Here is a 21,619-nt window from a genome sequence, read left to right on the forward strand (position 1 = left end):
CGCCCTCCCCCCGCAAGGGGTGGAGGGAACTGGAGAAGGTTACGGCTATGCTGCCACTATCCGGCCTAGCTTACGGCGCGTTGCTGATTTTAGCATCCGAATTTTTTCTGGTGAGCGCGGGGATGGTGATTAAACACCTGAACGGCGTGGTCTCGACGGAACAAACCGTGTTTTTCCGCAATGCGTTTGCGCTGTTGCTGCTGTTGCCGTGGTTGTGGCGCAGTGGGCTGCGGGCAGTGAAAACCGATTGCTTGCACCTGCATTTTTTGCGCTCGCTGCTGGGCGTCACCGCCATGAGCTGCATGTTCTATGCTTGGGGGCATCTGCCCTTGGCGCAAAGCGCGTTGTTGAAGCAAACCATGCCGCTGTTCGTACCGATTGTGGCGTTTTTCTGGGTGGGGGAACGCTTGTCCTGGCGTAACTTTGTGGCGATTGGCTTGGGGTTTGCCGGGGTGCTGTTGGTGCTGAACCCGTTTCAGGAGGAGGCAGTTTTCAATCTGGCGGTGGTATTGGGGCTGGTTGGTGCAGTGATGGGCGGCTCAACCAAGGTAAGTATCCGACGGATGCGTTCGAGCGAGGAGCCAGCTTTGCGGGTGGTGTTTTATTTTGCCTTGTTTGCCAGTATGTTGTCGGTGATTCCGGCAGCATTAGCGTGGTTGCCGCTGACTGGGGAAACCTTGCTGTGGTTATTCCTGTTGGGGGTGTTGGCAACCTTGGCGCAGTGGGCGTTGACGGCGGCGTATGGTCATGCTCCTGCGGGGCAATTGGGGGCGTTTACCTATGCGTCGGTGATTTTCGCGGCGGTATTGGGTTGGTGGTTATGGGATGAAAGCCTGACGTTGCTGGCGATGGCAGGGATCGGGATTATCATTGCCGCCGGGTTGCTGGTGATGCTGGGGCAAGCACGTTTACCCATAGCAGGATTGGTGAAGGGTGAGACATGAACAGCACGAAGGTGTTGGCATGATGTTATCGATCGCTGATTAATCCCCGCTGCCACCCCCATTCCTGTCGCCAGAATCCCCTGAACTGCTTCCGCACTACTGTTTGACTGTGCTGAGGGTGTCTTTCAATCCATTCCAGACTTTACCCAACAAGTTACGGGCTTTGGGTTTATCCTGTGGAGCGACAAGTGCTTTGTTCACTTCGGCAACAGCCAGAAGGGACTCAGGATCAAGACTGCCAAGATCCTTGAGCAAACTACCTATGATGGTGGCGATTTGTTGGCGTTGGTCGGTAGTCACGTCACCACCAATCATCATGGAGAAAATAATGGGTAGGGATCACCGATTTTTCAGAAAGCGCAACAACGTAATGCATATTGCATGACACTGGGCAAGCTGCACGCCAAACTGATACAAAAAGTCGATTTCAACGACCCCAGCTTCTGGGCAGCGGCGAATAAACGTGACCTGATGAGTACGCCGGAACGCTGCATCGCATCAGAAAAGCGCCAAAACAATGACTTGCCTCAATGACGCACGGAAATTATTTTGCGCATGATGCTAACTTCTTGAAACGCCCATAAGGAACTACCATGACTGAGATTGCCAGCTTTACCGGCTCAGGCTACGGCATTATCGCGCTGCTGATCTTTTTTGCCGCCTACACGCTTGTGATACTGGAAGAACGCTTCCATTTGCGTAAGTCCAAGCCTGTCATGTTCGCCGCCGGACTCATCTGGGTACTGGTCGCTTTGGCCTACGCTAGCGTGGGCAAGATTGAGGAAATGCAGGAAATCTTCAACCACAACTTGCTGGAATACGCCCAGTTGTTGCTGTTCCTGCTGGCGGCGATGACTTACATCAGTACGCTGGAAGAGCGCAACATCTTTGAGGCATTACGCGCCTGGCTAGTGTCGAAGGGCTTTTCGCTGTACTGGATTTTCTGGATCACCGGGATTCTGGCGTTTTTCATCTCCTCTATAGCTGACAACCTGACCACTGCATTGCTGATGTCGGCAGTGGTGATTGCGGTTGCCCCCAACCGCCCGCAATACCTTGCCATGTCGTGCGTCAATCTGGTGGTGGCAGCCAATGCGGGTGGGGCATTCAGCCCGTTCGGCGACATTACTACCCTGATGGTGTGGCAGTCCGGTGTCGTCAAATTCTGGGAGTTTTTCGAGTTGTTCGTGCCGTCACTGGTGAACTGGTTTGTGCCTGCGCTGATCATGTCGTTCTTCATCGACAAGGGGCATCCTGATCCGTTGACAGCCACCGTTTCCATCAAGCGCGGCGGACTGGTGATTCTCGCCCTGTTTATTGGCACGATCGTGACGGCGGTGACGTTCCACAACTCGCTGCACCTGCCACCCGTGCTGGGGATGATGACCGGTTTGGCGGCCCTGCAATTGTTTGGCTGGTATCTGAAGATTTCCGACAATATTCCCGACAATGACAACGAAGTGGCTGAGGTCGGGCGTTTCGACATTTTTTCCCAGTTGCAGAAGGCGGAGTGGGATACGCTGCTGTTCTTCTACGGCGTGGTGTTGTGCGTTGGCGGGCTGGGTGCGCTGGGTTATCTGGCGCTGGTTTCCGAAGTGATCTATACCGGCATGGGGCCGGTGTGGGCAGGCGTGTTGGTGGGGATCATTTCAGCGGTGGTGGACAATATTCCGGTGATGTTTGCGGTGTTGACCATGCACCCGGATATGTCACTGGGTGGCTGGTTGCTGGTGACATTGACTGCCGGGGTCGGTGGCTCGCTGCTGTCCATCGGCTCGGCTGCCGGGGTGGCACTGATGGGGCAGGCACGCGGCATGTATACCTTCAATTCTCATTTGAAATGGTCAGGTGCGATCATGCTGGGTTATATCGCCAGCATTTTGGTACACCTGTGGCTTAATGGTGTGTAACAGGAACCACCGTATAGCGTGGCGAAGCCGGTGTTTGATGAATACGATCTGGATGGTTGTTCCATTGACCCCGATGATTTTCTCTGACGGAGGTAGGGATACCATGTGTTTGCGTTTACTATACTGAGCCATCGACGTCACAGCATGTGAGGAAATAACGTATGACAACGGTAATAATCCAAGTGCCTGATTCTGTGCTACCTTCGCTGCACCTTGATCCGGCTGGTTTTGTGCGTGAGATGCGCCTTGCTGCTGCTATCTTCCCCCTTTCACTTAAACGAAGCAGAATTGCTTGAGGAGCTGCATGGACTCTGTTAAGCACAACTACACCGAAGAGCGTCAGCAGTGGTTGGGTAATCCGACATTGGAAGAAATTAGGGCCGATATTCTCAAGCTCAAGCAAGACCCAAGCAATCCATTGAATCAGCAAGAACCCCACTTTTTGCTACGGGCAGAGCGAGGAGGTGGCAAGACTGAGCGCGGGCTGGAGTTGCTGCGCAAAGCTATGGTGACACGTGGATAATAGGCTTCATTTAATGGAAATCAATGAAGTTTGGCCTTATTGATTCGGTGGCAGCAATGAACTGGCGGGAGGAACCCGGTGGTAGGTTTGCTCTCCGTCGGCATCCACCAGCAGATAACGTCCCCAGCCGAATGTGGTGCGTTGACCTAATCCAAGGTATTGCCCCAGTACTAGCAATTCCCACCAGAACGTGGACAAATCTGTGGGGAGTTGCAGGTGAATGTGCCCGTTGATCCCGCCCATTTCCTTATACTTATGGTTCGCACCTCTATAGCCCGCATCTAACCAAAACAAGTGGGAGGCTATCACAGTAGAATCCGGGACGGTTTGTTGTAGCGGCTGGATCTCGCCCCGACGGCGCAGTAAATCCGCCACGCTGCTATGCAGGCGGCTGAATAGTAAGTTGGCGCCCACTTCCGCACTATCGCGCACATAGCGCTTATCACCCTTGGCTTTTACACCATTCGCCTCGCGTTGCTGCTTATTTTTGAGCAGCAGAGCAGGAGCCAACCATCGCCATTGCACTTGTTGCTTGCCAGCCCACAGCGCTGCCTCGCCTCGTAACTCTTTCTCCCCGTAGTAGCCAGCCTGCTCCATACTGGTGATGATGGTTCCGCTGAACATGTCTTGCACCGCTTCGAGTTTCCAGTTGTCGGCAAATGGCAGTTCATGCCCTTGTTTGGGGGCACTGAACGGCAATTGCGCCAGTTTGGTCAGCATCATCTCCAGCAGCGCATCACTGCCAGCCAACCCGATTAGCAAGAAACGGTAATGATCATGCTTGCGGTAGGCTACCTGCCCGCTTTCCGGCGCATCTAGGCGAACAAGTTGGTCATAAGCGTCCGGCGAACCGGTGAGGAAGCGCAAAAATGCGGTGAGGGCAGGTTGGTGGAAAAAGGACGGACGGGCAGTGGAGACGCACCGCAATGTGACGACTAGACCGCGCAGAGGTAACAGGGAATAGAATGGGAAAACGTCAGTGGCTGTGCTTGCAGCATTATCAGTAGGGGGGAAATCAGCAATTCGCTCGTCTCTCTTTACTATGTGAGACTTGCTGCGGCAATCGTGGCACAGGTGGTAGAAACGCAGATCGTCGCCAGGTTCTAGCCAGAATTTTAGGGAAATTTTCAGCGCTAGCAACTGCTTCGTCGACTGTACACTGATCTCAAACACAGATTTCTGTACCCGCAGGCCATATGCCTCCAGCAATGCTACGATGTGTAGCCGGTTACGGTCGTCTTGGATGTCGAAGCAGGCGAGGTAGGTGTCCATAAAGAAAACAATATTACAATTATTTAAATTAATAGACTGCCAATAAATCACTGAAAATTCAAGATAATTAGGATTGACTTGCTGAAAAAAATTCCATTCCAGTCTTTTCGACTGTTATGTAGCTTGTATTTCAGTGTTATATTATCTCCTGTTTGGTCACAAGAGTGTGAAACAGATTGGTGGCTGGAGTTTAGATTAATTCTATAAAAATCAATGCTTTGGGTGTTTGCATGAAGATGAAGAAGACATTGTGCTAGCGTTTTTGGAAAAGTCATAGATTGTAGCCACAGTTTGATGAGAAATCTTTAACCAAAATTGATTTGTGGTACAATCCAAATATTTACTAATAAGATTGGGGGCTTTGTGATTGACGACTTAGAGCATTATTATACTTCTGTCTATGACGAAGCGGCAAGATATTCATCTTTTAGAAAATGGCTATTTAAAATTATGCTACTATTTTTAGTGGTATCAGTTTTTGTGAATGGCTACTTGTTGTATATAATTATGACGGCCTTGTTTTTTTGTCAAATCAGTATTTCTTACTTAAAATCTCAAGTTGATCGCTTATATATGCTTGGGCATAACTTGCAAAAGCATTCAATGTTGGGAAATACTATGCCTGATAGTATTGATGTTGAAGATGTGGCTAATTTAAAAAGCCAAGTAAGCTTAGGAGTTGTCGATGCTGTTAAGAAAAAAATAGAACAGCAACAGGACTCTGTAACATATTTCAAAGAAGATTCTTATTCAGGTCTTGAAAAATTGAGATGGATGATTCATGAAAATAGTTTTAAGAACTCACATTTCTATAATTATTCTTATGCGGAAAACATGAGGATGTTTGTTGTTGCGATTGTAATATTAATATTTTCTTTATTAATATTAATGCCATACATAAAAGATGATCCATCGCTAACTATCCCTAAACTTGCATTCACAATTCTATCAATTGGCTTAATTTATGAGTTTTTTGAAGAAACCATGAAAACTAAAAAAACAGTCGATCTTATGAAGGGCGTTGATGAGTTTTTATCGAAAAATACAAGTGCTGATAGCCAGATAATTATTGATGTTTTTTCTCGTTATAATGAAGCAAAGTTGATTACACCTAATATACCATTCTCAATATATAATAAACATGGAGATAGGATTGCATCACTATGGAAGCAAAAGATGGCATAAATAAAATATTGAAGTTAAATGAAGAGCTATTGCCTGTTAATGGCCTTTGGGCGATAACAGGTGGAGCCAATCATTTTATTAGAGGCATTGTTAGTGAGATTAATGATGTTGACATAATAACGACTAAGGAAACAGGATTAGAAATAAGTAATAAATTTTTGAATTATATTTTCAAGAATTATGAATATACTCAATCCGAGCGAATTATTTCTAATTTTTGCATTATAAAGTTTAATGGATTAAATATAGATGTCATGGCTGACCCAGTTAATTTGATAGGTGATAAGTGGGTTGTTAATAAAGAGTGGAGTAATAGTATTGAAATATTTAATGCTTTTGGCATGAGCTTTCCATTAACAACATTAAAATATGAGTTATATATATATAACTTGCTAGGTCATTTTGATAGGGTAAGGCTGCTTAGGTCTTTTCTAGAGGAATGATTTTGGATACAGGGAAATAATAGCAGTTATCGGTAGCGTAGGATGGTGCTTCTACAAATAATAATTAGATTGTTGATCAATGGTTTGAAAATTTATAGTTGTATTGGCTAATGTCATAACGTTATGAATATACAGGGTATTTTAACAATATTCTTCGCTAATTTAACTTGGTGAGTCAGTTTTTCGGGGTTTTTTGAAAAATAATATTTTCACTCACCCCGTCAACGTAACAAACACCTGCGTCATCCTTTCCGGCAACCGCTGTACATTATCCACCACGGTAACGCGCTTGCCGAAAATATCCCGCACATATTCATCCGCTCGCGGATCAAGGCTAATGCAATAGCTGTAAATGCCTTTCTGATCCAGTTCTTTCACCGCTTGGCGCATATCTTGCGTCAATAATTGCGGGTCATCCACATCAATATCCGACGGTTCGCCATCGGTTAAAATCAGCAGCAGTTTTTTATCAGCCTGTTGATGCTCCAGATAATGCGCCGCATGGCGAACCGCCGCACCCATCCGCGTCGAATACCCCGCCTGCATCGCTGCCAGCCGCCCCTTCACCTCATCGTTCCAGTGTTCCTTGAAACCCTTGATGTGCTGGTAACGCACCTCATGGCGCGTATTGGACGCAAACCCGGCAATCGCAAACGGGTCGCCCAACGCCTCAATCGCATACGCCAGCAACGACACCGCTTCCTGGCTCAGTTCCAGAATGCTTTGCGTGCAGCCTTCCGGCGTTTCGCTGATCGAAGCCGACAAATCCAGCAGCAGCATCACCGCGATATTGCGCCCGTCATGCTTGTGGCTCATATTGATGCGCGGGTCAGGGTTCGCCCCGCCCTTGAAATCAATCAGCGAACGGATCGCCACATCCAAATCCAGCTCGCTGCCTTCTTCCTGATAGCGTACCCGCGTGTAATTTTGCGGCTTCAACAAATCCACAATCTGCTTCAAACGCTTCGCCAACGCCGCGTGTTTTTGCAACAGCGCATCAATCACTGCCGGATTACCCGCCGGATGCAAACTTTCATACACGCTTGTCCAATCCGGTCGATAGGTCTGCGTGCTGTAATCCCACTCAGGGTAATGGCGCGGTGGCAAACCGGATTGTTCGTTTTGCTGCGCGGTTTGCTTGTGTTCGTCGAAGAATTCTTCGTCGTCGCTTTCCTCGATGTACTGCCACAAATGGCGGTTATCATCGCGGTAAGGAATGGCGGTATGGTTGAAATACACGCTCGGCAACTGGTCAGTTTGCAAGCGCGTCTGTGCCACAAACGAAATCGCCACAGTCACCATATCCGCCGTCGTCGCGTTGCCTTCTGCCATTTTTGCGTGGAACTTGCCCGCAAATTCATTGATTTTCGCGTTCTGATAGCCATGCGCCGGATTCAAAATCGCCCAGGACAACATCGCCAACCGATGCCGGAAGCAAGATTCGGTCTTGGAATCGCACTCGTTTTCCAGCGGGGCAGGGTGCAACGCCGTGAATATCCGCCGTAAACCGGGATATTCCTGCATTGCCAGATATTCCACCCGACTGTCTTCGAGGCGTTCAATCGCAATGCGCTGCTGTGGGCTGAAATTATCTGCCACCACTTTATGCGTCCAGCGTTGATGCGCCGCCATGTGCGCCAACACCGCGCGGTAACGGTCAATCCCCGTCACACCGTGTGCATCGTCGAACACATCGGGAATGCGCATCCCGTATTCATCAAAGTACGGTTGCTGTTCGCGCACATCGCGGAAATCCACCGAATACGGCACGAGGTATTCGTGGCTCTGCCAACAGGCTTGCAAATACAAATTCAGCTTGCGCTCGTTATGCGTAAACAGTGTGCCGTGGCGTTCGTGCTGCAACATCGCCTTGGCATCAGCGGATTGCAGGCTGAAATACTCTTCTTGCCGATGCGGGTGTTTGCCGTAGTTGCGGATGCCGTAGTCGATCCAGTTTTTCAAGCCGCCCAAGGCTAACTGGCTCATTAAATAAGGCATTTGTTCCAGCAATTTGGGCAAGCCGGGGCTGGGGATGGTGGTGTGGAAACCGTGGATCGAACCTGTGGTGCGCTCCATCATTTCAAACAGCAGGGCGATGTAATGCCCAACCAATTCCTCGCTTTCGAGACGGCGGCATACGTCGGGTAGGGTCTGCAAGAAGATGGGAATAATGCGCCCGTTCGGGGTACGCGAGATTTTCCACACCGCTTGGCTAACACGGGTCAACATTCCTTCGCCGAGCTTGTGGGCGATGACCGGCATTTCTTCCAGATAGGTCAGCACGGGGTCGAAACCGCGCCCGATTTTGCACACCAACGACGCACCGTCGAGGTAATCCTTGATGCCTTGCTCGCTCAACAGCGCGAGTGCGTCCTGCATACAGGCGGCGAAGGCTTCATCAAGCTGCTTGAAGTTGCAGCTTAGTTGGGCGCGGTAACGGGCGATGGTTTCGTTGGCTTCTTGCATAATTGACTCCGGGAATTACCCCTCACCCCAACCCCTCTCCCTCAAGGGGAGAGGGGCTAAGAAAGGAATGCCATTATTCTCTTGTTCCCCCTCGCCCCTTGAGGGAGAGGGGGCTAGGGGGTGAGGGGTTTCTTCCTACCCAAAAATCGCGTCAATCGCGTGGTTCAAGGTGCTGCGGATGTCGGCATCATCGGTGATCGGGCTGACCAGTGCCATGCGGCAAGCGTCACCGGCGGCAATCCCGTCGCGCATCAAATTGGCGGCGTACACCAGCAAACGGGTGGAAATGCCTTCGTCCAGCCCATGCCCTTTTAGGTTACGGGCGGTGTGGGCAATCTTCACCAGCTTATCCGCCATTGCCGCGTCCACCTTTGCTTCATTTTGCAAAATGGTGGATTCCACTTCAGCAGCGGGGTAATCAAAATCGAATGCCACGAAGCGTTGCTTGGTGGACTGTTTCAAATCTTTCATCAGGCTTTGGTAGCCCGGATTGTAGGAAATCACCAACTGAAAATCGGGATGAGCCTGTACCAACTCGCCTTTTTTATCCAAGGGCAAGGTGCGGCGGTGATCCGTCAGCGGGTGAATGACTACGGTAGTATCCTGGCGTGCCTCAACGATTTCATCGAGGTAGCAAATTGCGCCAATGCGGGCGGCGGTGGTCAATGGGCCATCCAGCCAGCGTGTGCCATTGGCTTCGAGTAAATAGCGTCCGACCAGATCGGAGGCGGTCATGTCTTCGTTGCAAGCGACGGTAATCAGTGGCTTGCCGAGTTTCCACGCCATGTGTTCGACGAAACGCGATTTGCCACACCCCGTTGGACCTTTCACCATCACGGGCAAGCGGGAACGGTACGCAGCTTGGTACAGTTCGACTTCGCGTCCGGTGGCTTGGTAGAAGGGTTCGTGTTGGATGGTGTATTGGGTAGCGTCGGTCATGGGTGGGATTCCGATAAAGGTTCAAGATTACCCCCCACCCTAACCCTCCCCCGCAAGGGGGGAGGGAAAAGATGCGCTCCCAATTACCCTCTTGCTCCCTTCCCCCCTTGCGGGGGAAGGGTCGGGGATGGGGGGGCTTTCACTGTAGCTTGCGGCTTACTTGTGTACGCCCAGCTTTTCGCGCCAGCCTGGGTAGATCTTGTCAGCATCGCCAGGGAATGACTCGAATGCGCGAGCAAATTCTTTGTGCTCTTTCGCAAATTCAATCGGGTCAGCACCGGATTTCCAGCACTCATAGGATTGACGCAAGGAGATTGCGCCAGCCGCTGGGCTGTCAATGTGACCGTAAGAACCACCACCGGAGGTGTTGATGACGTTACCGTGACCCAAGTTCTCGAAGAAGCCCGGCAGACGCAGTGCGTTCATACCGCCAGAGATGATTGGGGTAGTTGGCTTCATGCCGTACCACTTCTGGAAGTAGACCGGCCCTTGGCACTCGTCACGCTCAATCATGTACGCGATCAGTTTGTCGCTGGCGTCGCCTTCCATTTTACCATAGCCCATGGTGCCGACGTGGATGCCGGAAGCACCTTGCAGGCGGGACATTTTCGCCAGCACGAACGCAGTGTAACCACGTTTGGCGGATGGGGAAGTGACCGCGCCGTGACCAGCACGATGGTAGTGCAGGTATTGGTTAGGGTATTGACGGCGTGCAGTGGTTACCATGCCAGGGCCACCGACGTAACCGTCAACCAGGAACGCAACCTTGTCCGCATCCGGCCCGAAGGTTTCGAGGATGAAGTCAGCACGGGCGCACATCTCGTAGTGGTCGTCAGCGGTGATATTGGCAGAGAAGATTTTGGCTTGCCCGGTTTCGTCTTGCGCACGTTTCATGGCGTCATATACAAGTGGGTAAACTTTTTTCGCTGGGCAGAATACCTGGTTGCCTTGCGGTTCATCGTTCTTGATGAAGTCGCCACCGAGCCAGAACTGGTAAGCAGCGTGGGCGAACGGCTCAGGGCGCAGACCCAGCTTGGGCTTGATGATGGTGCCTGCGATGTAACCACCGTCCTTGACCGGGCGACCGAGGATGCGCCACATATCGGAGATGTCTTTGGATGGGCCATCGAACAACTGGATAGCCCGCTCAGGCATGTAGAAGTCATACATCTTGGCGTGTTCAACGTCGCCCATGCCTTGGTTGTTACCGATAACCAGTGTCAGGAACGACACCAGCATCATGCGGCCATCGGTCACATTGCGGTCGAACAAATCCAGTGGGTAGGCAATACGCATTTCTTCAGTGGCTTCGTCGATATGGTACACCAACGCATCCACGCCTTTGGTGAAGTCGTCAGTGGTGCATACTTCAACGTTAGTGCCGGTGGAAGATTCAGCGGCGAAATGTGCAGCAACTTCCAGATAACCGTAGCCAGCCGCAGGCTTCATTTTGTAGGCAACCAGAATGTGCTTGCCGCCTGCAATCAGATCTTCTTCCTTCAAGCTAAGATCAGCGTAACGTCCAGATTGGTCCATGGTTTCTCTCCTCAAGGTATGGATAGATAAGGTTCAATAACTTTCAATTAGCGCAAGTATAAGTGATGCTTAATATAATGAAAACTCATTTGTTCTTACTTAAACATCAGGTTTTATTATGTTACAGTGATAGCAAGAAACCCTGAATTTCCGAGTGGATTAGTCAAGATGCACATCTCATTTCGCCAGATCCAGATCTTCCAGACCGTTGCCCAGACGGAAAACTTCACCCGCGCCGCCGAATTGTTGCACATGACCCAACCCGCTATCTCGATGCAGGTCAAGCAATTGGAAGATAACGTAGGGTTGTCTTTGTTTGAGCGTCAAGGTAAACGCATTGTAATGACGGCGGCAGGGCGGGCGATGCACACCTACACCTGCGAGATTGCAGCAAAATATCAGGGTATGGTGGAAACGCTTGAAGAACTCAAGAATGTTCATCAAGGCTATATCAAGGTTTCCGCTGCCAACACGTCGATTTATTTCATCACCCGGATGTTGGCGGGTTTTTCACAACAGAATGAAGGCATTACCGTTTCTCTCAATATCACCAACCGCAAGACCTTGGTGGAACAATTGCAGAATTATGAGGCAGATTTGGTAGTGATGGGCGAGCCGCCGTCGAATCTGGACTTGCATTCGCAACGCTTGATGTGCAATCCACTGGTGCTGATTGCGCCTGCCAATCATCCGTTAGCGGGACAAAAGGACATTCCGGTGTCTGCGATTATTGGCGAAAAGTTTGTGGTGCGCGAGCCTGGGTCGGGAACACGCGCCGCGATTGAACGGTTCTTTGCCGAACACGGGCATACCTTTACCAGTACGCTGGAAATGGGTAGCAATGAGTCGATCAAGTATTCGGTGATTGCGGGGCTGGGCTTGGGGATTGTGTCGTTACACAGTATTCAGTTGGAAATAGAAACGCATTCGCTGGCAATATTGGATGTGGTCGGTTTCCCCATCCAGCGCTACTGGCACATCGTGACGCGGGAGGGGAAATGGCTTTCCCCAGCAGCGCAGGCGTTCAAGGAATACGTGATCGCGGAAGCAGCGACGTATTCGCAGGATTATCAGCAGTTGTTGCTGGCTTAGACCCTACTTCGTCAAACTCGCAAACAACAGCGGCAACTGCTCCGGCAACCGCTCCACATGGTCAATCACCGTGTAATTATTCTGCCCAAAAATCCGCTTCACATAATCATCGGCGTGTGGGTCAAGCGTCAGACAGTAGGTTTGCACACCCGTGGCATACAACTCCTCCACCGCCTTTTTCGCGTCGAAACGCAAATGCTGCGGGTCGCGCTCGTCAATATCCGCTGGTTCGCCATCCGTCACCAGCAGCACCAGCTTGCGGCGTTCCGGTTGCTTGTGCAAATGGTGGGCGGCATGGCGTAACGCTGCCCCCATGCGGGTGGAAAGCCCGCCCTTCATCCCCGCCAGCCGTGATTTGGCCTCATCATCAAAATGCTGATTAAAATCTTTCAAGCGGAAATACTGCACATCATGCCGCCCATCCGACGCAAAGCCGTGAATCGCATACGGGTCGCCGATGCCTTCAATCGCGGTTGCCACCAAGGTGGAAGCTTCACGGGTCAATTGCAGCACTGTTTTGTCTGAACCTTTCATCGCCTCATTGGTCGATTCCGACAAATCCAGCAATACCACTACAGCTAAATCACGGTTTTTGATGACATTGCGCATCGTAATGCGTGGGTTGGGCTGTTCACCCATGCGTAGCGAAATCATCGCATCCACTGCCGCATTGATGTCGATTTCATCACCATCTTCCAAACCACGTTGGCGCTGCACACCTTCGGGGGTCAGCAAGTCGATAATTTGCTTGATGCGGTGCGCTACCGGACGGTAAGCGTCGATAATGGCGCGAATATCATCAGGATCACCGCGTTGCTGACGTTTTTCGTACACCGTCACCCAATCGGGGCGGTGTAACTGAATGTGGTAATCCCATTCGTGATAATGAAACGGTTCAGAAACTGGCTCTTTACCCCACATCTCATTGAAAGTCTTGGTGTTGTCGGTCAAATCGTCTTCATACGGACGCATTTCGGTGGAACACGTCCAGATTTCCTGTGCGTCATCGCCCGCCAGTTCGCAATCGACCTCGTTCGCCATCATCATCACATTGACTTGGCGGCGTACCTGACGCTGGCTGGCAGGGACGTATTCAAACCCGACATCCCACGTCATTTCTTCCATCGTCCAGACATAACGGTTGTCATCGCGGTAGGGGATGCGGATGCGCTCCAGAATCCGCAAACTCGGCACTTCACGCCGCCCGGCAAACAGGTTGTACAGCTCCACGCCCATCAGCCACGAGAACTGCCCGTCATCCTGCTTGTCGGCAATATTGGCGTGGAATTTCGCCACGAAAGCACTAATCGCCTCATCACCCTTGCCTGTGACCAGCTCATCCAACAACATCAGCGCGATGTTTTCCAGCAAACGCATGGTCGGGTGTTCCACCGCCCCGTCATAATTCGCGGTCAGCAGCCGACTCCACAAGGTCTTTAGCCCCGGAAAGGCTTGCGTGGCTTTGTATTCGACCCGCGCATCTTCCATAAAACCAATGAAAAACAATTGCGCAGGGCTAAGTTGTTCCGCCGACAATGCCTTGCGGGTATACATCAAATGCGCAGCCATGTGCGCAGCGGTAGCGCGATACAATTCCAGCCCCGGAATATCGCCGATGTCATCCACCGCATCCGGCATGTGGAAAATGCGGTGTTCGATGTAAGGGCGAAAATCGGTGTAATCCGCACCCGTCGGACGCAGGAAGAAATCCCGTCCCCACAACGCCCGCAGGTAGAAATTCAATTTGCGCTGGGTTTTGACGAACAGCACGCCCCGGCGTTCTTTCTGCAACGTCGCACGGCTATCCGCTGATTCCAAATCAAAATACTTGGTGAGGTTATTGAAATCGCGGCGGTAGGCTTGCGCCCCAAAATTCGCCCAACGACGCAAGCCGCTCAAGGTCAGTTTGGAGAGCAATTCATCCATGTGATTCAGCATCGGGCGCAAGCCACGTGCTGCGGTCGAGGCAAACTGGTGGATAAAGGTCAGGTAGCCGCGCACCAGTTCCGCATCGCCCAAGTGACGCGAAGCGGTAGGCAGGCTGGAAATCATCAGGGTAATGACTTCGCCCGATACCATCGACGACAGTTTCATCGCCGCCGTGACCACATCGGGGATAATGTCTTCGCCGCATTCTTTGGCAACCAGCGGCATTTCCTGCAAATAGGTGATGATCAGGTCTTCGCCGCGCCCCAGTTTCTGAATGGCTTTTGCACCGTCCAGATAATCTTGCAACCCGCCGGGCGACATCACCCGCGTGGCTTCTTGGTAGGAACCATCGAGGACATCACGCACGCGCGGCGTTATTTTTTCGAGGAACTCCCGATATTCTTCAAGATGGATTGCCATAGTTGCCTGCCTGTCTCCGAAATTACCCTCACCCCAACCCCTCTCCCAGAGGTAGAGGGGCTAAGAAAACACCCTCTTGCTCCCCCTCTACCTCTGGGAGAGGGGGCTGGGGGTGAGGGTCTTCTTCTTTATTACCCAAAGAACGTCTGTACCGCTGCGTTCAATGTATCCCGCATATCCGGGTCGTCAGTCAACGGTGTCACCATTGTCATTGAACACGCCGCTAACGGTGTCACCCCTTTGCCGATCAATTGTCCTGCGTAAACCAATAAGCGGGTGGAAATGCCTTCATCCAGCCCGTGACCTTTGAGGTTACGCGCACGGTGGGCAATTTGTACCAGTTTCGCCGCCGTCTTTTCATCCACGCCGGATTCTTTGGCAACGATGGCAATTTCAATCGCCTCACGCGGGTAGTCAAAATCCAGTGCGCCAAACCGTTGCTTGGTGGATTGCTTCAAATCCTTCATCAGGCTCTGGTAGCCGGGGTTGTAGGAAATGACCAACTGGAAATCGGGGTGCGCATTCACCAGTTCGCCTTTTTTGTCCAACGGCAAGGTACGGCGGTGGTCGGTCAGCGGGTGAATCACGACGGTGGTATCTTGCCGCGCTTCCACGATTTCATCCAAATAGCAGATTGCGCCCATGCGTGCCGCCGTTGCCAGCGGGCCGTCTTGCCATTTCGTGCCATCTTTATCGAGCAGGAAACGCCCCACGAGGTCGGAGGCGGTCATGTCTTCGTTACAGGCAACCGTGATCAGCGGGCGTTTTAGCCGCCAGGCCATGTGTTCGACGAAACGCGATTTACCACAACCGGTCGGGCCTTTGAGCATCATCGGCATCCGTGCGCTGTAAGCCGCTTCATAAAGCGCAATTTCGTCGCCAACTGCTTCGTAATAAGGTTCGTGTTTAACGGTGTATTGGTTTGGGTCAACGGATGCAGACATGGCTAATCCTCTTGAAATTCTGTGAAGTTTTTAATCTTCGTAGTCGGTTTCGTGTTCGCCCGACCAGCCTGCCGCGCGTGCTTTAGCAATCGCGGCACCGTGAATTTGTTGGTGGCGTGCTGCCAACTCAGGGGGAAGGCGGCTGACTAGACAGCCGTATTTGTCCCACTCGGCATTAACCTTTTGCAGCAAAGCGTCAATCCCGGCTAGGTTCCAATTTTGACAGGTTTCGGTTTCGGGAATCAGGCCAAAGACCCACGCATCGCGGATAATCTTACCAATCGTGGTCATGCCACCGTTGATGTCATTGTCGATGCCGATGTAACGGTCGGGTTTTGTTGCCATGAAACGGTACTCCTCTAGCGATTAATGTGGGGGGGTATTGTATACACCCCCACACACTGTCACCTAATCAATTAGACAGTTTTACCGCGATAGATAACCATCGAAGCACCCGCACATTGTGCGTAGTTGTCCAAGCCGAGCAGACGAACGTGGTTGTTCGGGTGCGCAGCGTGGCAGTTTTCGAGTTCTGCCAAAATGGTGTCAACGTTGGTTTCGCCGAACATTGGCAGTTTCCACATGTACCAGTAGCTGCCGGAAGCATTTTCTGGCTCAGTGTGTTCGATAGACGGATTCCAGCCTTTGTTAACGATGTACTGGATTTGCTTGCGTGTTTGATCCGAATTCATCGCTGGCAGGTAAGAAAAAGTTTCAAACTTGCGGCTTTCGGGATTGCTCAAGCTTGATTTGTAGTCTTGCATATCACTCATTTTCATAAACTCCAAAATTTAGGTTAAGAATCCCTCACCCCAACCCCGCACCCAGCCCCCTGCGGGGTCGTCCCTCAAGGGGAGAGAGGCTAAGAGTGGTTATCTCTTGTTCCCCCTCGCCCCTTGAGGGAGAGGGGGCTAGGGGGTGAGGGGATTAAAAATTACTTGTGAGCAACGTCGAGCTTGTCAACGGTGTCAAACTCAAACTTGATTTCTTTCCAAGTTTCCATCGCAATTTTGAGTTCAGGGCTGGACTTCGCGGCATTAACCAGAATGTCTTTACCTTCTTTCTCAATTTCGCGACCCATGTTACGTGCTTCCACGCAAGCTTCAACCGCCACACGGTTAGCAGCCGCGCCAGCAGCGTTACCCCACGGGTGACCCAATGTACCGCCACCGAATTGCAGGACGGAATCATCACCGAAGATGTTGACCAGCGCAGGCATGTGCCATACGTGGATACCACCGGATGCAACCGGCAATACGCCCGGCATGGAACCCCAGTCTTGGTCGAAGAAGATACCGCGTGAACGGTCTTCCTTGATGTAGCTGTCACGCATAATGTCGATCCAGCCCAAGGTCGCTTCACGGTCGCCTTCCAACTTACCAACAACGGTACCGGAGTGCAGGTGGTCGCCGCCGGACAGACGCAAAATTTTGGTCAGTACGCGGAAGTGGATACCGTGGTGCGGGTTGCGGTCGAGTACCGCGTGCATCGCACGGTGGATGTGCAACAACATGCCGTTGTTTTGGCACCATTGCGCCAATTGGGTGTTCGCTGCCCAACCGCCGGTGATGTAGTCGTGCATGATGATCGGCGCACCGATTTCTTTCGCGTATTCTGCACGGCGCATCATTTCGTCAGCCGTTGGTGCAGTTACGTTCAGGTAGTGACCTTTGCGTTCGCCGGTTTCGGCTTCGGCTTTGTGGATCGCTTCCATTACGAAGTCAAAACGGTGTCTCCAGCGCATGAATGGCTGGCTGTTGACGTTTTCGTCGTCTTTGGTGAAGTCCAAACCGCCGCGCAGACCTTCGTAGCACGCACGACCGTAGTTCTTGGCAGACAGACCCAGTTTAGGCTTGATGGTGCAACCCAACATCGGACGACCGTATTTGTTGAGGATGTCACGTTCAACTTGGATACCTTGTGGTGGACCGTTGCACGTCATGACGTAAGCGATAGGGAAGCGGATGTCTTCCAGACGCAGCGCACGCAGTGCTTTGAAACCGAACACGTTACCAACCAACGAGGTCATGACGTTAACGACTGAACCTTCTTCAAACAGGTCGATGGGGTATGCTACGAAAGCGTAGAAGCAAGTGTCATCGCCAGGTACGTCTTCGATAGCGTAAGCGCGGCCTTTGTAGTAGTCCAGATCGGTCAACAGGTCAGTCCAAACGGTAGTCCATGTACCGGTGGAAGATTCTGCGGCTACCGCTGCGGCGACTTCTTCACGTGGAACACCTGCCTGTGGTGTAACTTTGAAGCAAGCTAGGATGTCGGTTTCTTTCGGGGTGTAATCCGGCATCCAGTAGGTTTCGCGGTATTCTTTAACACCGGCGCTGTAGTTTTTAACTGCCATGAAGTGATTGCCTCCAACGAGGTTGTAAGAAAAGTGTTTTTGCCTAAACAACAAGCACTGCTTGCTGATGGGGAGAAGTATGGCAAAGAGTAAGTATAATTGAAACTCAATAATTAAACTGATAAATATAAGTAATACTGATGTTTTTAGGAGGAATTCCATGCCGTACTCATTGAGTCAAATCCGCATTTTTGAAGCGGTCGCACAATACGAAAGCTACACCCGTGCAGCGGAAAAGCTGTTCATGACTCAACCGGCTGTTTCCATGCAAATCAAACAACTAGAAGATGAAAGTGGCTTGGCTTTGTTTGAGCGACAGGGCAAGAAAATGCGCCTTACCCCGATAGGCAAGGAGGTGCAGCACTACGCCAGCCGTGTCTTGCAAGCCCATAACGATATGTTGGGCGTGATGAAAGAACTCAAAGGTACCAAAGGCGGGCACTTGATCGTATCGGTAGCAACCACAGCCAATTACTTCGTTACCCAATTGTTGGCGGAGTTTTCACAGCAACACGAAGGCATCAATATCACACTGGATGTCACCAACCGCCACACCCTGTTGGATCAGTTGGAAAACCACGAACCGGATATGGTGATCATGGGTGAGCCGCCCAAAGGTCACGGCTTACAATCCGAGCGATTGATGGAAAACCCGCTGGTAGTGATTGCTGCGCCCAACCACCCGCTGGTGGGCGTTGAACGTCAGCTTTTGCTGAGTGATGTCTTGGCGGAACGCTTTATCGTGCGAGAAAAAGGCTCAGGCACACGCAGTGCGATTGAGCGTCACCTGCATAAACATCATGCCAGTTGCAAAAATACACTGGAAATGCGCAGCAATGAAACCATCAAACACGCCGTTGAAGCGGGGTTAGGCTTAGGAATTGTGTCAATGCACACCATTCAGCCGGAACTGGATAGTGGACGGCTGGTGATTTTACAGGTAGAAAATTTTCCAATTCGACGCCATTGGCATGTTGTGATGCGCAAGGGCAAGCGGCTGTCACCGATTGCACGGGAGTTCAAACGCTTTGTGATGTCTGAAGCCCCTAGGTTTGTCAGGATCTGGGAGCAACCTAACCAGGCACAGGATTAATGATTTAGAACATTGTAAAAAAAGATTTTTTTAATGCGATTGCCCAGTGATAAAGAAGGTCAGCGTGTATCCCTGTTACTCCATTTCCATCAGCCAATCATCCACGCTCTTGGCCTCACTGCTGAAATTGATGCCGAGCAGCACTTTCGGGCGTGAATCAGTGCGGAATGCCCCGGCATAGTCGCGATTCTTGATCTGTTCCAACGCGGCTTTGGCGGTCTTATCCAGCTTGAATTCGAGGATGTAAATGTGGGTCGGGGTTTTCACCACGCAATCCACCCGCCCGTTGCTGTCGTTGACTTCAGCTTCGGCGTATTGCCCCAGATAGAAAAACGTCAGGTAAATCAGGCTGTGGTAATACGCTTCGCGTTCTTGCAGGAAAATCTGGTAGGGGATTTTTTTGAACACCGTCTTGATGATGTCAATCACGGCGGGTACATCGTTTTTCTGGAATGCCTTGTGCAATTTGACCACCAACGGCGTGGTGCGGGCGGGTTCTTCATGCGCCCATTCCGCCATCAGGTACATCGACATTGAGCCTTTCACTTCACGGTTGGGGTAGCCAAGCTGATACAGGTCACAATCATCAATGCTTTTCAGTGTCAAATAGCCAGTCTGAAACAATACTGGAGCAAGTTGTAGACGCTCCAAGTCGTAATTGCCCAGTGCCAGTTCATCCACTTCCAGATCATCGACCCGATAAACCTTGTTACTGCGCATTAACTTGGGCAGGAAGGTGGGTGTGCCGGATTCAAACCAGAAATTACGGAACGCTTGCGCCTGAAAAAAGCTCAGGATCGAATAAGGATTGTAAACCTTGTTGCGCAGATCCCACGTATAACCGTTGTACCAGAGGCGGATTTTCTCCAGCAATGCCGTGCGGCTCAGGTTGAGGTACTGCTCGGTTTCAGGCATGTACGGGGTAAAATAGTGTTCCAGTTCTGCTTGCGTGTAACCCAATAACGTCGCGGCACTGCGATCCATCGACAGATCAAACAGGTTATTCAGGTCAGAAAAAATCGACACACGGCTGAATTTCGATACCCCGGTAATCAGCAAAAACTCCAGATGCGGGTCACTGTCTTTGAGCACCGAATAAAAGGTTTTCATGATTTGCTGGTTGGCTTTGGCTTGCGGGATGTCGTCAAGGTAATCAATCAGCGGTTTGTCGTATTCGTCGATCAGCAGCACTACTTTGCCGTGCTGTGCGGCGATCTTTTCCAGCAACTCGGCAAACAGTCGCGCAATGCTGCTGGTATTTTGGCAAACCAAACCGTAATCCGCTGCAATGGACTGTAATTGCAATAAAAGTGCAGCTTCCAACCCCAGTTCACGGTAGCCCATGCTGGCAAATGACAGGTGGATAACGGGATGCACTTGATTCCAATCCCGCTGATTTTCGATCCACAAACCCGCAAACAAGGCGCGGTTGCCTTGGTAGATTTCCTTGATGGTGGAAAGCAGCAGGGATTTGCCGAAGCGGCGCGGGCGTGACAGGAAAAAATACTTGCCCTGCTTCAATAGCCGAGCAATCGCTTCCGTCTTGTCAACATACAGGCACTGACGGCTGATAAGCTCAGAAAAAGTCTGGATACCAACGGGTAAACGCTGCAACATGGTGGTCTGCCTCAGATGTTCATGGGCTTAGGATAGCACGTTTACACCCGCAGGCAGACCGCATGGCGCGGGCGTTACACCTTCGATGCCTGTTTGATTTTCATCTCGGCAAACTTCTTTTGGTACTCATCCACCTTGTTTTTCATCACTGCCTTCAGCGGGTGGGTAGCATTGATGACCGCCAGCAAGCGATTGTCAAGTCCCGATAGATCAATCCAGCCGCTGCAAATAGGCTGCCCCGCCAATTGAGCGCATTTGCCTCAGAATCCGCCCCTGACGGGCGCGTACATAGCCGGAGGGTTTGGTCACGCTGTATTTACGCGGGGCAGGTAATACCGCCGCCAGCAAGGCTGCATCCGCTGCGCCTAGGTTGCTGACAGGCTTGCCCAGCAGGTTTTGCGCCGCTGCCCCTACCCCGTAATCCGCCCTGCCGAACTGGGCAGTATTCAGGTAGACCTCCAGAATGCGTTCCTTCGACCAGAAAATTTCAATCAGGCTGGCAATACCCCACTCCAGCCCCTTGCGGATATAACTGCGCTCTTCCCACAGGAACAGATTTTTCGCCAGTTGTTGGGTGATGGTACTGCCGCCACCTTTGGCTTTGCCGCGCATTTCAGCACGGATAGCAGCTTCGGTCGCCTCCATGTCAATCCCCCAGTGCTCGGCAAAACGCTGGTCTTCGGAGGCAATCACAGCCAGTTGCACATGACGCGGAATATCATCCAGACTCACCCAGTCATGACGTACAAAGGGCGTTTCCTGGCTGAAAATGGCGGTAATGTCCTGGCGCAGCATGAAAGCCGAGGTCGGTACAGGCAGCCAGCGAAACACCAGCAGCAACAGGCACAAGACCACGAACACGCGCAGCGGAATGCGCCAGAGCCAGCTTTTCCAGCGGGCAGAACCTGAGGTAGCAGTATCATTCAATTTCATAATGGCGCGTATTAAAC

20 protein-coding genes are annotated in these 21,619 nt (G+C 51.3%); 8 read left to right on the forward strand and 12 right to left on the reverse strand.

The genetic code is table 11. From position 1 onward, the window contains the following. The first annotated feature begins 47 nt into the window (after nucleotides 1-47). The gene (locus tag B2U47_RS15910) at nucleotides 48-944 is read left to right on the forward strand and encodes a DMT family transporter (protein ID WP_296674895.1); all 897 of its coding nucleotides are present in this window, start codon (nucleotides 48-50) and stop codon (nucleotides 942-944) included. Nucleotides 945-1,040: 96 nt separating this feature from the next. On the opposite strand, the gene B2U47_RS15915 is transcribed toward B2U47_RS15910, so the two are convergent. Further along, nucleotides 1,041-1,244, reverse strand: a complete 204-nt coding sequence (locus tag B2U47_RS15915) for a hypothetical protein (RefSeq protein WP_296674893.1) — start codon at nucleotides 1,242-1,244, stop codon at nucleotides 1,041-1,043. An 81-nt stretch (nucleotides 1,245-1,325) separates the two neighbouring features. Between B2U47_RS15915 and B2U47_RS15920 the strand changes: the two genes are divergently transcribed. The 3 genes from B2U47_RS15920 to B2U47_RS15930 all read left to right on the forward strand — a co-directional run bounded on the left by B2U47_RS15920 (nucleotide 1,326) and on the right by B2U47_RS15930 (nucleotide 3,377). Continuing rightward, nucleotides 1,326-1,478, forward strand: a complete 153-nt coding sequence (locus B2U47_RS15920; RefSeq protein WP_296674890.1) for a hypothetical protein — start codon at nucleotides 1,326-1,328, stop codon at nucleotides 1,476-1,478. 59 nt (nucleotides 1,479-1,537) lie between these two features. Beyond that, nucleotides 1,538-2,854, forward strand: a complete 1,317-nt coding sequence (nhaD, locus tag B2U47_RS15925) for a sodium:proton antiporter NhaD (RefSeq protein WP_296674888.1) — start codon at nucleotides 1,538-1,540, stop codon at nucleotides 2,852-2,854. A 304-nt stretch (nucleotides 2,855-3,158) separates the two neighbouring features. Beyond that, the gene (locus B2U47_RS15930) at nucleotides 3,159-3,377 is read left to right on the forward strand and encodes a hypothetical protein (RefSeq protein ID WP_296674885.1); all 219 of its coding nucleotides are present in this window, start codon (nucleotides 3,159-3,161) and stop codon (nucleotides 3,375-3,377) included. A gap of 36 nt (nucleotides 3,378-3,413) precedes the next feature. Here the strand turns inward: B2U47_RS15930 and cas2 are convergent, their stop codons facing one another. Continuing rightward, a complete protein-coding gene (cas2, locus tag B2U47_RS15935; RefSeq protein WP_296674882.1) occupies nucleotides 3,414-4,649 on the reverse strand; it encodes a CRISPR-associated endonuclease Cas2 in 1,236 nt (411 codons plus the stop codon). 363 nt (nucleotides 4,650-5,012) lie between these two features. Here cas2 and B2U47_RS15940 point away from each other — a divergent pair, with 363 nt between their 5' ends. After that, nucleotides 5,013-5,834: a hypothetical protein gene (locus tag B2U47_RS15940; RefSeq protein ID WP_296674880.1), complete on the forward strand. Its 822-nt coding sequence runs from the start codon at nucleotides 5,013-5,015 to the stop codon at nucleotides 5,832-5,834. Beyond that, nucleotides 5,813-6,277, forward strand: coding sequence for a hypothetical protein (locus B2U47_RS15945; protein WP_296674877.1), 465 nt, complete (start codon nucleotides 5,813-5,815; stop codon nucleotides 6,275-6,277). Before B2U47_RS15940 ends, B2U47_RS15945 begins: the two co-directional genes overlap by 22 nt. A gap of 213 nt (nucleotides 6,278-6,490) precedes the next feature. Here B2U47_RS15945 and B2U47_RS15950 read toward each other — a convergent pair whose 3' ends face one another. From B2U47_RS15950 to B2U47_RS15960, 3 genes are all read right to left on the reverse strand, one after another. Beyond that, nucleotides 6,491-8,743 (reverse strand): nitric oxide reductase activation protein NorD, encoded by a 2,253-nt coding sequence (locus B2U47_RS15950; protein ID WP_296674874.1) that lies wholly within the window; start codon nucleotides 8,741-8,743, stop codon nucleotides 6,491-6,493. Between the two features lie 135 nt (nucleotides 8,744-8,878). Then, nucleotides 8,879-9,682, reverse strand: coding sequence for a CbbQ/NirQ/NorQ/GpvN family protein (locus B2U47_RS15955; protein WP_296674873.1), 804 nt, complete (start codon nucleotides 9,680-9,682; stop codon nucleotides 8,879-8,881). Between the two features lie 156 nt (nucleotides 9,683-9,838). Further along, nucleotides 9,839-11,218 (reverse strand): ribulose-bisphosphate carboxylase, encoded by a 1,380-nt coding sequence (locus B2U47_RS15960; RefSeq protein ID WP_296674871.1) that lies wholly within the window; start codon nucleotides 11,216-11,218, stop codon nucleotides 9,839-9,841. 168 nt (nucleotides 11,219-11,386) lie between these two features. Between B2U47_RS15960 and B2U47_RS15965 the strand changes: the two genes are divergently transcribed. Continuing rightward, complete coding sequence (locus B2U47_RS15965; protein WP_296674868.1) at nucleotides 11,387-12,310, forward strand: LysR family transcriptional regulator; 924 nt, start codon at nucleotides 11,387-11,389, stop codon at nucleotides 12,308-12,310. Between the two features lie 3 nt (nucleotides 12,311-12,313). On the opposite strand, the gene B2U47_RS15970 is transcribed toward B2U47_RS15965, so the two are convergent. The 5 genes from B2U47_RS15970 to B2U47_RS15990 all read right to left on the reverse strand — a co-directional run bounded on the left by B2U47_RS15970 (nucleotide 12,314) and on the right by B2U47_RS15990 (nucleotide 17,959). Beyond that, the gene (locus B2U47_RS15970; RefSeq protein WP_296674866.1) at nucleotides 12,314-14,659 is read right to left on the reverse strand and encodes a nitric oxide reductase activation protein NorD; all 2,346 of its coding nucleotides are present in this window, start codon (nucleotides 14,657-14,659) and stop codon (nucleotides 12,314-12,316) included. Between the two features lie 131 nt (nucleotides 14,660-14,790). Further along, entirely contained in the window at nucleotides 14,791-15,603 is an 813-nt protein-coding gene (locus tag B2U47_RS15975) for a CbbQ/NirQ/NorQ/GpvN family protein (protein ID WP_296674863.1), read from the reverse strand. Nucleotides 15,604-15,633: 30 nt separating this feature from the next. Next, nucleotides 15,634-15,948 (reverse strand): hypothetical protein, encoded by a 315-nt coding sequence (locus tag B2U47_RS15980; RefSeq protein WP_296674862.1) that lies wholly within the window; start codon nucleotides 15,946-15,948, stop codon nucleotides 15,634-15,636. A 71-nt stretch (nucleotides 15,949-16,019) separates the two neighbouring features. After that, nucleotides 16,020-16,376: a ribulose bisphosphate carboxylase small subunit gene (locus B2U47_RS15985; RefSeq protein WP_296674859.1), complete on the reverse strand. Its 357-nt coding sequence runs from the start codon at nucleotides 16,374-16,376 to the stop codon at nucleotides 16,020-16,022. Between the two features lie 161 nt (nucleotides 16,377-16,537). Continuing rightward, the gene (locus B2U47_RS15990; RefSeq protein ID WP_296674857.1) at nucleotides 16,538-17,959 is read right to left on the reverse strand and encodes a form I ribulose bisphosphate carboxylase large subunit; all 1,422 of its coding nucleotides are present in this window, start codon (nucleotides 17,957-17,959) and stop codon (nucleotides 16,538-16,540) included. Nucleotides 17,960-18,119: 160 nt separating this feature from the next. On the opposite strand from B2U47_RS15990, the gene B2U47_RS15995 reads away from it, so the two are divergent. Then, on the forward strand, nucleotides 18,120-19,052 hold the full coding sequence (locus B2U47_RS15995; protein ID WP_296674855.1) for a LysR family transcriptional regulator: 933 nt from the start codon (nucleotides 18,120-18,122) through the stop codon (nucleotides 19,050-19,052). A gap of 75 nt (nucleotides 19,053-19,127) precedes the next feature. On the opposite strand, the gene B2U47_RS16000 is transcribed toward B2U47_RS15995, so the two are convergent. Together B2U47_RS16000 and mtgA are read right to left on the reverse strand one after the other, a co-directional pair. Then, entirely contained in the window at nucleotides 19,128-20,669 is a 1,542-nt protein-coding gene (locus B2U47_RS16000) for an ATP-binding protein (RefSeq protein ID WP_296674852.1), read from the reverse strand. Between the two features lie 210 nt (nucleotides 20,670-20,879). Next, entirely contained in the window at nucleotides 20,880-21,602 is a 723-nt protein-coding gene (gene mtgA, locus B2U47_RS16005) for a monofunctional biosynthetic peptidoglycan transglycosylase (RefSeq protein ID WP_296674849.1), read from the reverse strand. Between the last annotated feature and the right edge of the window lie 17 nt (nucleotides 21,603-21,619).

Origin of the sequence: Thiothrix sp. UBA5583, from assembly GCA_002425225.1 — a bacterium.
GTDB lineage: Bacteria > Pseudomonadota > Gammaproteobacteria > Thiotrichales > Thiotrichaceae > Thiothrix > Thiothrix moscowensis.

Coding starts and splice junctions, on each gene's coding strand:
- B2U47_RS15910 (WP_296674895.1), top strand. CDS start 48: ATGCTGCCACTATCCGGCCTAGCTTACGGCGCGTTGCTGATTTTAGCA.
- B2U47_RS15920 (WP_296674890.1), top strand. CDS start 1,326: ATGACACTGGGCAAGCTGCACGCCAAACTGATACAAAAAGTCGATTTC.
- nhaD (WP_296674888.1), top strand. CDS start 1,538: ATGACTGAGATTGCCAGCTTTACCGGCTCAGGCTACGGCATTATCGCG.
- B2U47_RS15930 (WP_296674885.1), top strand. CDS start 3,159: ATGGACTCTGTTAAGCACAACTACACCGAAGAGCGTCAGCAGTGGTTG.
- cas2 (WP_296674882.1), bottom strand. CDS start 4,649: ATGGACACCTACCTCGCCTGCTTCGACATCCAAGACGACCGTAACCGG.
- B2U47_RS15945 (WP_296674877.1), top strand. CDS start 5,813: ATGGAAGCAAAAGATGGCATAAATAAAATATTGAAGTTAAATGAAGAG.
- B2U47_RS15950 (WP_296674874.1), bottom strand. CDS start 8,743: ATGCAAGAAGCCAACGAAACCATCGCCCGTTACCGCGCCCAACTAAGC.
- B2U47_RS15955 (WP_296674873.1), bottom strand. CDS start 9,682: ATGACCGACGCTACCCAATACACCATCCAACACGAACCCTTCTACCAA.
- B2U47_RS15960 (WP_296674871.1), bottom strand. CDS start 11,218: ATGGACCAATCTGGACGTTACGCTGATCTTAGCTTGAAGGAAGAAGAT.
- B2U47_RS15965 (WP_296674868.1), top strand. CDS start 11,387: ATGCACATCTCATTTCGCCAGATCCAGATCTTCCAGACCGTTGCCCAG.
- B2U47_RS15970 (WP_296674866.1), bottom strand. CDS start 14,659: ATGGCAATCCATCTTGAAGAATATCGGGAGTTCCTCGAAAAAATAACG.
- B2U47_RS15975 (WP_296674863.1), bottom strand. CDS start 15,603: ATGTCTGCATCCGTTGACCCAAACCAATACACCGTTAAACACGAACCT.
- B2U47_RS15980 (WP_296674862.1), bottom strand. CDS start 15,948: ATGGCAACAAAACCCGACCGTTACATCGGCATCGACAATGACATCAAC.
- B2U47_RS15985 (WP_296674859.1), bottom strand. CDS start 16,376: ATGAGTGATATGCAAGACTACAAATCAAGCTTGAGCAATCCCGAAAGC.
- B2U47_RS15990 (WP_296674857.1), bottom strand. CDS start 17,959: ATGGCAGTTAAAAACTACAGCGCCGGTGTTAAAGAATACCGCGAAACC.
- B2U47_RS15995 (WP_296674855.1), top strand. CDS start 18,120: ATGCCGTACTCATTGAGTCAAATCCGCATTTTTGAAGCGGTCGCACAA.
- B2U47_RS16000 (WP_296674852.1), bottom strand. CDS start 20,669: ATGTTGCAGCGTTTACCCGTTGGTATCCAGACTTTTTCTGAGCTTATC.
- mtgA (WP_296674849.1), bottom strand. CDS start 21,602: ATGAAATTGAATGATACTGCTACCTCAGGTTCTGCCCGCTGGAAAAGC.